Origin of the sequence: Streptomyces sp. NPDC093085, assembly GCF_040683935.1 — a bacterium.
Classification (GTDB): domain Bacteria; phylum Actinomycetota; class Actinomycetes; order Streptomycetales; family Streptomycetaceae; genus Streptomyces.
Genome location: NZ_JBFBFB010000012.1, coordinates 105,576 through 118,159, shown reverse-complemented (window position 1 = coordinate 118,159; position 12,584 = coordinate 105,576). Strand labels below are relative to the sequence as shown.

8 protein-coding genes are annotated in these 12,584 nt (G+C 73.6%); all 8 read left to right on the top strand.

Features of this window, described 5'->3' with window-relative positions:
* The first annotated feature begins 64 nt into the window (after window positions 1-64).
* The 8 genes from AB0O07_RS27545 to obgE all read left to right on the top strand — a co-directional run bounded on the left by AB0O07_RS27545 (window position 65) and on the right by obgE (window position 12,324).
* Window positions 65-1,633, top strand: coding sequence for a CYTH and CHAD domain-containing protein (locus AB0O07_RS27545; RefSeq protein ID WP_365638047.1), 1,569 nt, complete (start codon window positions 65-67; stop codon window positions 1,631-1,633).
* Between the two features lie 82 nt (window positions 1,634-1,715).
* Window positions 1,716-3,641, top strand: a complete 1,926-nt coding sequence (locus AB0O07_RS27540) for a TIGR03960 family B12-binding radical SAM protein (RefSeq protein ID WP_365638044.1) — start codon at window positions 1,716-1,718, stop codon at window positions 3,639-3,641.
* Between the two features lie 56 nt (window positions 3,642-3,697).
* Window positions 3,698-4,231, top strand: coding sequence for a GNAT family N-acetyltransferase (locus AB0O07_RS27535; RefSeq protein WP_365638041.1), 534 nt, complete (start codon window positions 3,698-3,700; stop codon window positions 4,229-4,231).
* A 306-nt stretch (window positions 4,232-4,537) separates the two neighbouring features.
* Window positions 4,538-5,320, top strand: coding sequence for a TIGR03936 family radical SAM-associated protein (locus AB0O07_RS27530; RefSeq protein WP_365638040.1), 783 nt, complete (start codon window positions 4,538-4,540; stop codon window positions 5,318-5,320).
* A 233-nt stretch (window positions 5,321-5,553) separates the two neighbouring features.
* Window positions 5,554-9,843 carry an Rne/Rng family ribonuclease gene (locus tag AB0O07_RS27525; RefSeq protein ID WP_365638037.1) on the top strand — a complete coding sequence of 1,430 codons (4,290 nt, stop codon included), beginning with the start codon at window positions 5,554-5,556 and terminating at the stop codon, window positions 9,841-9,843.
* A 261-nt stretch (window positions 9,844-10,104) separates the two neighbouring features.
* Window positions 10,105-10,425: a 50S ribosomal protein L21 gene (gene rplU, locus AB0O07_RS27520; RefSeq protein WP_329827115.1), complete on the top strand. Its 321-nt coding sequence runs from the start codon at window positions 10,105-10,107 to the stop codon at window positions 10,423-10,425.
* Window positions 10,426-10,439: 14 nt separating this feature from the next.
* Entirely contained in the window at window positions 10,440-10,694 is a 255-nt protein-coding gene (gene rpmA / locus AB0O07_RS27515; protein ID WP_365638033.1) for a 50S ribosomal protein L27, read from the top strand.
* 193 nt (window positions 10,695-10,887) lie between these two features.
* A complete protein-coding gene (gene obgE / locus AB0O07_RS27510) occupies window positions 10,888-12,324 on the top strand; it encodes a GTPase ObgE (RefSeq protein WP_365638031.1) in 1,437 nt (478 codons plus the stop codon).
* Window positions 12,325-12,584: the final 260 nt, after the last annotated feature.

Genomic DNA, 12,584 nt, shown 5'->3' with positions numbered 1-12,584 from the left:
GTCCGGCCCTGGCGTTATCCGTCGGGGGGTGCCCTCGGGCTCTCCCGGCGGGTAAATTCGGTACATGACGGACACCAAGCGTGAGATCGAGCGGAAGTACGAACTCCCCACGCGCCCGGACGACGGCGAGCCGCCCGCGCTGCCGGACCTCGCCTCCGCCAAAGGCGTCGCGGCCGTCCGTCACCTCGGTGTACGGGAGCTGGACGCCGTCTACTACGACACCCCCGCGCTGCGGCTGCACGCCGACGGGCTCACGCTGCGCCGCAGAACCGGCGGCGACGACGAGGGATGGCATCTCAAGTTCCCCGTCGCCTCCGGCATCCGCGACGAGATCCGGGCGCCGCTCGCCGACACCCTCCCGGCGGAACTCGCCGGACTCGTCCGCTCCCGGGTCCGCGACGCCGAACTCATCCCGGTGGTCCGGCTCCGCACCACCCGCGAGGCGAGCCTGCTGGTCGACCCGGCGGGCACCCCGCTCGCCGAGGTCGCCGTGGACACCGTACGGGCCCGGCGGCTCCCCGGGACCGGCCACCAGCGGGCCGACACCGCCTGGACCGAGGTCGAGGTGGAGCTCGCCGACGGCGCCCGCCCCGCGGTCCTGGACGCCGTCGAGAAGCGGCTCAGGGGCGCGGGGCTCCGCCCGGCCGGGAGCGCCTCGAAACTCGCCCGCGCGCTCACCGAAGGCGGCCGGAAGGCGCCTCCTGCCGCCCCGCCGGAACCGGGAGAGCGGGGAGCGGCCACCGCCGGGGACCACATCCTCGGCTATCTGCGCACCCAGGTCGCCGCGATCGTCGCCCAGGACCCCGCCGTCCGCCGCGACCTGCCCGACTCGGTCCACCAGCTCCGGGTCGCCACCCGCCGGCTGCGCTCCGCGCTCCGTACGTACCGCAAGGTCCTCGACCGGAACGTCACCGACCCGGTGGGTGCCGAACTGAAGTGGCTCGCCGCCGAACTGGGTGTGGACCGGGACCACGAGGTGCTGAGCGAACGGCTGACCGCCCGCGTCGACGCCGTGCCCGGCACCTTGTTGCTCGGTCCGGTCCAGGCCCGGCTGCGGATCTGGCGGGCGGGCGGCCGTACCGGCTCCCGGGCCAGGACCGTCGCCGTACTCGACAGCGAGCGCTATCTGACCCTGCTGGCCACCCTCGACGCCCTGCTGGCCGCCCCGCCGCTCCGTCCCGGCGCGGCCGGGAAGCCCGAGAAGGTGCTGCCCGCGCAGATCCACCGGGTCTACGACGGCCTCGCGGCCCGGATCGAGGACGCCCTCACCCTGCCGCCGGGGCCCGACCGCGACCTGGCGCTGCACGACGCCCGCAAGGCCGCCAAGCGCGCCCGGTACGCGGCGGAGGCGGCGGCCCCCGCGCTGGGCAAGCCCGCCACCAGGTTCGCGCGCCGCGTCAAGGCCGTACAGACGCTTCTCGGTGACCACCAGGACAGCGTCGTCGCCCGCGAGGTGCTGCGGGACCTCGCGGTACGGGCCCACGCGGCCGGGGAGTCCGCGTTCGTCTGGGGGATGCTCTACGGGCAGGAGCAGGCGCTGGCCGCACGGCGCGAGCGGGAGCTGCCGGAGGTCTGGGCGGCGGCCTCCGAGCCCGCGCTCCGGGCCCGTCTCGGTATCGCCTCCGACGACTGAGCGGGCGGGGCGTGCCGTAGGCCGCGTTACGCTGGGAGGCCGCCGCTGTCGGTTCCCCTGTCGGTCCACGAAAGATTCCGTGATGCCTGTCACATCGGTCTTCCCGCAGCTCGAAGCTCTGCTCCCGCATGTGCAGAAGCCGATCCAGTACGTCGGGGGTGAACTCAACTCCACCGTCAAGGAGTGGGACGACACCGACGTCCGCTGGGCGCTGATGTACCCGGACGCGTACGAGGTCGGACTGCCCAACCAGGGCGTCATGATCCTGTACGAGGTGCTGAACGAGCGCGAGGGCGTGCTGGCCGAGCGCACCTACAGTGTCTGGCCGGACCTTGAGGCGCTGATGCGCGAGCACGGCGTACCGCAGTTCACGGTGGACGCGCACCGCCCGGTCGCCGCCTTCGACCTCTTCGGACTGAGCTTCTCCACCGAGCTCGGCTACACCAACATGCTCACCGCGCTGGACCTGGCGGGGATCCCGCTGGCCGCGAAGGACCGGACCGTCGACCACCCGGTGGTCGTCGCGGGCGGCCACGCCGCCTTCAACCCCGAGCCGATCGCGGAGTTCATCGACTGCGCGGTCATCGGCGACGGCGAGCAGGCCGTCCTGGAGATCACCGGGATCGTCCGCGCCTGGAAGGCCGAGGGCCGCCCCGGCGGGCGCGAGGAGCTGCTCTTCCGGCTCGCGCGGACCGGCGGCGTGTACGTGCCGGGCTTCTACGACGTCGAGTACCTGCCGGACGGCCGGATCGGCCGCGTCGTGCCCAACCGCTCCGGCGTCCCGTGGCGGGTCTCCAAGCACACCGTCATGGACCTCGACGAGTGGCCGTACCCCAAGCAGCCGCTGGTCCCGCTCGCGGAGACGGTCCACGAGCGGATGTCCGTGGAGATCTTCCGCGGCTGCACCCGGGGATGCCGCTTCTGCCAGGCCGGCATGATCACCCGCCCGGTCCGCGAACGCTCCATCACCGGCATCGGGGAGATGGTCGACAAGGGGCTGAAGGCGACCGGCTTCGAGGAGGTCGGCCTGCTCTCGCTCTCCTCCGCCGACCACACCGAGATCGCGGATGTCGCCAAGGGGCTCGCGGACCGGTACGAGGACGAGAAGATCGGACTCTCCCTCCCCTCCACCCGGGTCGACGCCTTCAATGTCGACCTCGCCAACGAGCTGACCAGGAACGGCCGCAGGTCCGGGCTGACCTTCGCGCCCGAGGGCGGCTCCGAGCGGATGCGCAAGGTCATCAACAAGATGGTCTCGGAGGAGGACCTGATCCGTACGGTCTCCACGGCGTACGGCAACGGCTGGCGCCAGGTGAAGCTGTACTTCATGTGCGGGCTGCCCACCGAGACCGACGAGGACGTCCTCCAGATCGGCGACATGGCCGTCAACGTCATCGCCGAGGGGCGCCGGGTCTCCGGCCAGAACGACATCCGCTGCACCGTCTCCATCGGCGGCTTCGTCCCCAAGCCGCACACCCCCTTCCAGTGGGCGCCGCAGCTCGGCGCGGAGGAGACCGACGCGCGGCTGGCGAAGCTCCGCGACAAGATCCGCGGCGACAAGAAGTACGGCCGCTCCATCGGCTTCCGCTACCACGACGGCAAGCCCGGCATCATCGAGGGCCTCCTCTCGCGCGGCGACCGGCGGGTCGGCGCGGTCATCCGGGCGGTGTACGAGGACGGCGGCCGGTTCGACGGCTGGCGCGAGCACTTCTCGTACGACCGCTGGATCACCTGCGCGGAGAAGACGCTCCCCGCCTTCGGTGTGGACGTCGACTGGTACACCACACGGGAACGCACCTATGAGGAGGTCCTGCCCTGGGACCACCTGGACTCCGGTCTCGACAAGGACTGGCTCTGGGAGGACTGGCAGGACGCGCTGGACGAGACCGAGGTCGAGGACTGCCGCTGGACGCCCTGCTTCGACTGCGGTGTCTGCCCGCAGATGGACACCTCCATTCAGATCGGACCCACGGGGAAGAAGCTGCTGCCGCTCACGGTCGTCAAGTGACCCTTCCTGTGACGGTGGCCGGAGCCGGGCGCGGGGGGCGGCGGCAGAATGGGACGATGCCGCAGTTCATCGCGCCCGCCACCCGCGTCCACGCCTCGTTTCTCGAAGCGATCGACGAGTTCGTCGAGGAGGGGGCCGGTGAACGCTCCCTGCTCCTGCACGAGATGGAGGAGTACGCGGAGGTCTGGCACCGGCCCGAGGTCTTCGCGGAGTACTGCGCGCACCTCAACGCCGAGCCGCTGGAGGAGACCCCGCGCATCGCCGGCTGGGTGCCCAGCACCACGCTCTGGTACGTCGACGGCGACACCTTTCTGGGCCGCCTCAACATCCGCCACCGGCTCAACCCCTTCCTGCGGGAACTCGGCGGCCACATCGGGTACGCCGTCCGTCCCACCGCCCGCCGCCGGGGGCACGCGACCGCCATGCTGCGCGCCGCGCTGCCGGTCGCGCGGGGGCTCGGCATCGAGTCCGCGCTCGTCACCTGCGACACCACCAACACCGCCTCGCGCCGGGTGATCGAGGCGGCGGGCGGGAAACTGGAGGACGAACGCGGCGGGAAGCTGCGGTACTGGATCCGTACGGACGGCTGAGCGCCCCGGTTCCGTTCCGGCGCCGGAGCCGTGGCCGCAGGCCGCCCCGTCGGCGCGGCGCGCGCGTTCTCCACAGCCTGGGGAACCGCCGGAGCGGCGTGCGCGTACTCTGGGTAGTACAACGATCGTCCCCGGCGCGGCGCCCGCATCCGGGACCTCCCCGCATCCCGTGGGGCAGGGCCGGAAGCCCGGGGCGGTCCCGGCCGTAGTTTCGTTCAAGGGCGGCGCGTCACCGCGTACCGCCCGCACCGAGGAGAAGAACCCCTGGGCAAGCGACAGCCCGAAGGCCCGCCGCCCGCACCGGCGGTGCAGCGCATCAGATTGCGCTACACCAAGCGAGGCCGCCTCCGGTTCACCAGCCACCGTGACTTCCAGCGCGCTTTCGAGCGGGCCCTGCGCCGCGCCGAGGTGCCCATGGCGTACTCGGCGGGGTTCACCCCGCACCCGAAGGTGTCGTACGCCAATGCCGCACCCACCGGCACCGGCAGCGAGGCCGAGTATCTGGAGATCTCCCTGGTGGCGACCCGTGACCCGGAGACGCTGCGCGCGCTGCTCGACGCCTCGCTGCCGGCCGGGCTCGACGTCATCGACGCCGTCGAGGCCCACACCTCCGGGCTCGCCGACCGGCTCACCGCTTCCGTATGGGAGCTGCGGCTGGACGGCGTCACGGAGGAGGCGGCGGAACGCGCCGTGTCGCTCTTCCTCGCCGCCGGGACCGTCGAGGTGGAACGCCGTGCGAAGAACGGTCTGCGGACCTTCGACGCACGGGCCGCCGTGGCCGCCCTGGAGGTGGTCCGTCCACAGGCCGATAGGCCGGGCGACGGGCCCTGTGCGATACTGCGGCTGGTTGTGCGGCATGCGACACCCGCCGTACGGCCCGACGACGTCCTGTCCGGTCTCCGCGCTGTGGCCGACCTGGCGCCGCCCGTTCCCGCAGCGGTGACGAGGCTGGCGCAGGGGCTCTTCGACGAGGAGTCCGGCACGGTGACCGACCCGCTCGCGCCCGACCGCGAGGCAGCCCGGCCTGCCCCATCCAAGGCCGCCGGACCCGCCGCCGCGACGGCGCTCGAAGGGGCAGGTTCCGCGTAAGGCGGTCGTTGTAGCGCAGCCCTGTGACTCGGGAGCCACCTGGGTCGGGAGGCGCACTGACCAGAAGACTTTCGCCAGGCCGTGCGTACATCGCGCACGGAACCGGCGACCCAGACATAAACAGCTCCCGTGCGGCGCCCGCGCCCCGGACGGCGGCAGCCGCGCACAGCGCGGGCCGTGGCCGGACCGGAATCAGGCGTGGCGCCCGGGAGCGTGACGGGAGAACCGCCCGCATGCTCGAGTCCACCGAACCCGGTACCCCCGGGGAACCCACCGACAACGAAGAGAACACCTCACCCAGCGATACGCTGCCGCCGCGCCGCAGGCGCCGCGCCGCGTCCCGCCCGGCCGGACCGCCCACGGCGCCCGCCGCATCCGCAGCCGTCGCCGAAGCCGCGGCCGGGTCCGTGGCGGCGGACGGCGCGGAGAGTGCGGCGACCGCGCAGGTCACGCAGGCCGCCGAGGCCGTGGAGACGCCCGCCGAGGAGGCCCCGGCGCCGGCGCGTCCGCGCCGCCGTGCCACGCGGAAGACCGCCGCGCCCGCCCCGGCCGCCGAGGCCGTGGTCGCGGAGGGTGCGGAGGCCGCCGCCGAGGAGCCGGCCGCGCCGGCCCGGCCGCGCCGCCGTGCCACGCGGAAGACCGCGGCCCCCGCTCCGGCCGCCGAGGCCGCCGCCGAGACCGTGGTGGCCCTGGCCGCCGCCGAGACCGCGGAGGCCGTGGAGACGCCCGCCGAGGAGCCTGCGGCGCCGCCCCGGGCCCGCCGCCGTGCCACCCGTAAGGTCTCGGCGCCCGAGACGACCGTCACCGGGCCGGTCGAGGCCGAGAGCGTCACCGAGGCGCCCGCCGCCGTCGTGGCCGAGGCCGCTGCCCAGGCCCCGGCCGAGGAGGCCCCTGCCGAGGAGGCCGCGCCCGCCGCGCGCCCCCGCCGCCGCGCCTCCCGCCGGGCCACCGCGCCCGCCGGGCCGCCGGAGGCCGGGAAGGACCAGGCCGCCGCCGAGAGCGCGACCGTGGAGAAGACCGGGAACGGGGCGTCCGGCGGGGAGAGCCTGCCGCAGGGCGACGCCGCGCGCATCGCCGCCGACGGGGCGGAGGTCCAGGCCGCCGAGAAGGCCGCCACCCGGGGCCGTGCCCGCCGCAGGGCCACCGCCCCGGCCACCGCGCCCGAGGCCGCCGCCGCGCCCGTGGGCCCCGCCGCCGAGGAGGCGCGGGAGAAGCCCGTCCAGCGGGCCGCCGAGCCCGTCGAGCGGGTCGCCACCCAGAAGCCCGTCCAGGCCGCCCAGCCCGCGCAGCGCGAGTCCGAGCGGGGCACCCGGCGCCGTACCGTACGGCCCGCCGTCGCCGTCTTCCAGGCGCCCGTCTTCACCGAACCGATGTTCCAGACCCCGGAGACCGCCGCCGCGATGGCCGCCGCCGGGGCGGGCTCCGGCGCCGAGGACGCGTACGACCCGTACGACGACGAGGACACCGCCGCCGAGCAGGCCGCCCCCGAGCCCTCGGGCCGCCGCAGCAGGCGCCGCCGCCGGGGCGAGGCCGCCGAGGCCGCCCGTACCGCCGAGGAGACGCGCGCCCCCGCCGAGGAGCCCGCGCACGGCACCGACGAGGAGCCGGAGGCCGCCGCCGTCGACGAGGAGGCCGACGCCGCCGAGGAGACCGACGAGTACGGCGACCGGCCCTCCCGGCGCCGCCGCAGGGGCGGCCGGCGCCGCCGTCGCGGCGAGGCCGCCGAGGCCGAGGAGACCGCCGACGAGCAGCACGGAGAGGCCGCCGACGGGCACCCGGGCGAGGCGGGACAGGAGCGGGAGGACTCGATCGCCGACACCCCCGCCTCCGCCGCCTCCGCCGAGGAGGACGACGAACACGACCACGACGACCACGAGGGCTCGTCGGGCTCCTCCTCCTCCAGCAGCCGTCGACGGCGTCGCCGGCGCCGTCGCAGCGCCGAGGGTTCCGCCGACACCGAGGGTTCCGCCGGGGGCGACGACCCGGAGCGTACGGTCGTCAAGGTCCGCGAGCCGCGCGAGCGCCGCGCCAAGGAGAGCGAGCCGGGCACCGGCGCCGACGAGGTCCAGTCCATCAAGGGCTCGACCCGTCTGGAGGCCAAGAAGCAGCGCCGCCGCGAGGGGCGCGAGCAGGGCCGCCGGCGGGTGCCGATCATCACGGAGGCGGAGTTCCTCGCCCGCCGTGAGGCCGTCGAGCGCGTGATGGTCGTACGCCAGCACGGCGAGCGCACCCAGATCGGCGTCCTTGAGGACAACGTCCTGGTCGAGCACTACGTCAACAAGGAGCAGGCGACCAGCTACGTCGGCAACGTCTACCTGGGCAAGGTGCAGAACGTCCTGCCCTCCATGGAGGCCGCGTTCGTCGACATCGGCAAGGGGCGCAACGCCGTCCTGTACGCCGGTGAGGTCAACTTCGAGGCGCTGGGCATGGCCAACGGCCCGCGCCGTATCGAGACCGCCCTCAAGTCCGGCCAGTCGGTGCTCGTCCAGGTGACGAAGGACCCGATCGGCCACAAGGGCGCCCGACTGACCAGCCAGGTCTCGCTGCCGGGCCGGTACCTCGTGTATGTGCCCGAGGGGTCGATGACCGGCATCAGCCGCAAGCTCCCTGACACCGAGCGCGCGCGGCTGAAGACCATCCTCAAGAAGATCGTCCCCGAGGACGCGGGCGTCATCGTCCGTACCGCAGCCGAGGGCGCCAGCGAGGACGAGCTGCGCCGCGATGTCGAGCGTCTCCAGGGCCAGTGGGAGGACATCAGGAAGAAGGCGAAGAGCGGCAACGCGCCGACGCTGCTCTACGGCGAGCCGGACATGACCGTCCGGGTCGTCCGCGACATCTTCAACGAGGACTTCTCGAAGGTCATCGTCAGCGGCACGGACGCCTGGCAGACGATCAGCGGGTACGTCGGCCAGGTCGCGCCCGACCTCTCCGACCGGCTCTCGCGGTGGACCAGCGAGGTGGACGTCTTCGCGACGTACCGCATCGACGAGCAGCTCATGAAGGCGCTGGACCGCAAGGTCTGGCTGCCCAGCGGCGGTTCCCTGGTCATCGACAAGACCGAGGCCATGGTCGTGGTCGACGTCAACACCGGGAAGTTCACCGGCCAGGGCGGCAACCTGGAGGAGACCGTCACCAGGAACAACCTGGAGGCGGCCGAGGAGATCGTGCGCCAGCTCCGCCTGCGCGACCTGGGCGGCATCGTCGTCATCGACTTCATCGACATGGTGCTGGAGTCCAACCGGGACCTGGTGCTGCGGCGCCTGCTGGAGTGCCTGGGCCGGGACCGTACGAAGCACCAGGTCGCCGAGGTCACCTCGCTGGGCCTGGTGCAGATGACCCGCAAGCGGGTCGGCCAGGGGCTGCTGGAGTCCTTCTCCGAGACCTGTGTCCACTGCAACGGGCGCGGCGTCATCGTCCACATGGAGCAGCCGGTGGCGTCCGGCGGCGGTGGTACCGGCAAGCGCGCCAAGAAGCGCGGCCGGGGCGGCGCCGGCGCGGACCACGAGCACGACCACGAGGTGGCGGCCCCTGCGGAGGCCGAGGCGGAGTCCGAGGCCGAGGTGGCGGCGGAGGTGGCCGCCCCGGTCGCCCTGCCCGCGCCCGACTTCGTCCCGGACGAGGAGCTGTACAGCAGCGTCGCGGAGGCCGAGGCCGCCGTACGGGGCCGCTCGCGGCGCCGCGCCTCGCGGAAGGCGTCCGCCCCCGCGGGGTCGCCCAAGGCGGCGGACTCCGAGACCCGGGTGACGGAGGGTGCGGAGGCGCCTGCTGAGGTCACCGGGGCGCCGGAGGCCGCTGTGGCGTCCGAGGCTCCGGCGGCTGCCGCGACGGCGGAGGCCCCCGTGGCGCCCGCCGCGCAGGAGGCCGCCGCTCCGGAGGCCGCCGAGGCGCCCGTCGCCGAGGCGGCGCCCCAGGGGCGTACGCGCCGCCGGGCCACCCGTAAGGCGTCGGCTCCGGCCGGGTCGCCGAAGGCGGCCGACGCGGACGCGGTGGCCGAGGTCGTGCTCCCCGTGACCCCGGAGCCGGTGGCCGAGCCCGTCGCCGCCGCCGGCGCCGTCGCGGAGCCCGCGCCGGCGGCCGAGGAGCCGGTGGCGGAGGAGGCGCCCGTCGCCGCTCCGCCGCGTGCGCGCCGCCGGGTGACCCGCAAGGTCACCGCCCCGGCCGGCTCGCCCTCGGGCGCGCAGGAGGCGGCCGTCGTCGTCGTGGAGGCAGCGGCGACCGCCGAGGCGCCCGCGGACACCGCCACGGATGTCCCCGGGGCCGCCGAGGCCCCGGAGGCTCCCGAGGCCGAGGAGGCCGCCCCGGCGAAGAAGACGGTCCGTAAGACGGCCGCCAAGAAGGCCCCCGCCAAGAAGGCGGCCGCGAAGAAGACGGCCACCAAGAAGGCCGCGGCGAAGAAGACGACGACGGCGAAGAAGACGGCGACCAAGGCCACCAAGACGGCCAAGACCGCCAAGACCGCGAAGAAGACCGCGGCGGCCGAGCAGCCGGCGCCCGCCGGCGTCACGGCCTCCACCGGGGAGTGACCTCGGCGGATCCGCCCCGGGGTGTGGACAAGGGCGTACGTACGTATGCCGTTGTCCACACCCCGCAGGGGCCGGTTTGACCCTCTGGACAGCGGCCCCGTAATCTAAACCTTCGGTGTGTTCCAATACGCGCCCACCTCTGAGCACCCACCTCCCGGATCTCCGGGGGAGGCCGCTCGTCCTGTCAGGACCGTCACGGGCCCCGGGCCCGTGCGAGCGGCTGGCATCAGAGGTTCCGTTCCGAGCGAGAGTGAGTTCCGCGTGTACGCCATCGTGCGCAGCGGTGGTCGCCAGCACAAGGTTGCTGTCGGCGACATCGTTGAGGTTGACAAGATTTCCACCGGCAAGGTCGGCGACACCGTCGAACTCAAGACGCTGCTCGTGGTCGACGGTGACGCGGTCACCAGCGACCCGTGGGTGCTGGACGGCATCAAGGTCCAGGCCGAGATCGTGGACCACCACAAGGGCGCGAAGATCGACATCCTTCGCTACAAGAACAAGACGGGTTACCGCCGCCGCCAGGGTCACCGCCAGCAGTACACGGCGATCAAGGTCACCGGCATCCCCGCCGCCGCGAAGTAAGGGACTGAGGAGACATGGCACACAAGAAGGGCGCATCGTCCACCCGGAACGGGCGCGACTCCAATGCTCAGCGGCTCGGCGTGAAGCGCTTCGGCGGTCAGGTCGTCAGCGCCGGTGAGATCCTGGTCCGCCAGCGCGGCACGCACTTCCACCCGGGCACCGGCGTCGGCCGTGGCGGCGACGACACGCTGTTCGCGCTGAACCCGGGCGCGGTGGAGTTCGGCACCAGCCGTGGCCGCAAGGTCGTCAACATCGTTCCCGTCGCCTAGTCACCCCCTTCCGGGTACCCCCTGCGGGTACCGGTGGGCGGACCGGCGTCTGTAGAGCGGTTCTTCGCGAGGGCGGACCTCACTTCCCGGAGACGGGAAGCGGGTCCGCCTTTCGCGCGTTGAGAAGAAGACACTTCCACGGGTACGTGAGTCCGTAGGTACCCGAGGTAACGGATGTACTGGAGGCAACCCCATGACCACCTTCGTGGACCGCGTCGAGCTGCATGTCGCCGCGGGTAACGGAGGCCACGGCTGCGCCTCCGTGCACCGTGAGAAGTTCAAGCCGCTCGGCGGCCCCGACGGCGGCAACGGCGGCCGGGGCGGCGATGTGATCCTCGTCGTCGACCAGTCGGTGACGACGCTCCTCGACTACCACCACTCGCCGCACCGCAAGGCCACCAACGGCCGGCCCGGCGAGGGCGGCAACCGCTCCGGGAAGGACGGCCAGGACCTGGTCCTGCCGGTCCCCGAGGGCACCGTCGTGCTCGACGGGCGCGGCAATGTCCTGGCCGACCTGATCGGCGAGGGCACCACCTTCGTCGCCGCCGAGGGCGGGCGCGGCGGCCTCGGCAACGCGGCGCTGGCCTCGGCCCGCCGCAAGGCGCCCGGCTTCGCGCTGCTCGGCGAGCCCGGGGACAGCGGCGACATCGTGCTGGAGCTGAAGACGGTCGCGGATGTCGCGCTCGTCGGCTACCCGAGCGCCGGCAAGTCCTCGCTGATCTCCGTGCTCTCCGCCGCCAAGCCGAAGATCGCGGACTACCCGTTCACGACGCTCGTCCCCAACCTCGGTGTGGTGACGGCCGGTTCGACCGTCTACACCATCGCCGACGTCCCCGGGCTGATCCCCGGCGCCAGTCAGGGGCGCGGTCTCGGCCTGGAGTTCCTGCGCCATGTCGAGCGCTGCTCCGTCCTCGTCCATGTCCTGGACACGGCGACGCTGGAGTCGGAGCGCGACCCGGTCACCGACCTCGACGTCATCGAGGCGGAGCTGACGCAGTACGGCGGCCTCGACGACCGGCCGCGCGTCGTCGTCCTCAACAAGGTCGACATCCCGGACGGCCGGGACCTCGCCGAGATGATCAGGCCCGATCTCGAAGCGCGCGGCTACCGTGTCTTCGAGGTGTCGGCCGTCGCCCATCTCGGCCTGAAGGAACTCTCGTTCGCGCTCGCCGAGATCATCGCGACGGCGCGCGCGGAGCGGCCGAAGGAGGAGGCGACCCGGATCGTCATCCGCCCGAAGGCCGTGGACGACGCCGGGTTCACCGTCGTCCTGGAGGAGGACGGCATCTACCGGGTCCGCGGCGACAAGCCCGAACGCTGGGTCCGCCAGACCGACTTCAACAACGACGAGGCCGTCGGCTACCTCGCGGACCGGCTCAACCGGCTCGGGGTCGAGGACGAGCTGATGAAGGCGGGCGCACGGGCCGGCGACGGCGTCGCGATCGGCGACGAGGACAACGCGGTCGTCTTCGACTGGGAGCCCACGGTGATGGCCGGCGCGGAGATGCTCGGCCGGCGCGGCGAGGACCACCGGCTGGAGGAGCCGCGCCCTGCGGCGCAGCGCCGCCGCGACCGCGAAGCCGAGCGCGACGAGGCCCAGCGCGAGTTCGAGGGCTTCCGGCCCTTCTGAGCCACGCGTCACGCGCCCGTACGGGGTGCGGTCCACGCCCCCGTACGCCGCGCACCGTGGACACCGTACGGACCGGGCGCCGTACGCCCCGTATGTCCGCCCCCTGCGCGCCCCCGGGCGCCGTACGGGGAAACCGTGCCCCGCCGCCCCCGCGCGGCGGGGCGCGGGCGTTCTCGGGGCGGGGGAGCCGGGCCGGCCGGCTCCGGGCCTCCCGGGGCGGCTCTCATCTGTGACCCACCGTGCTCCGACGTGAATCTTTT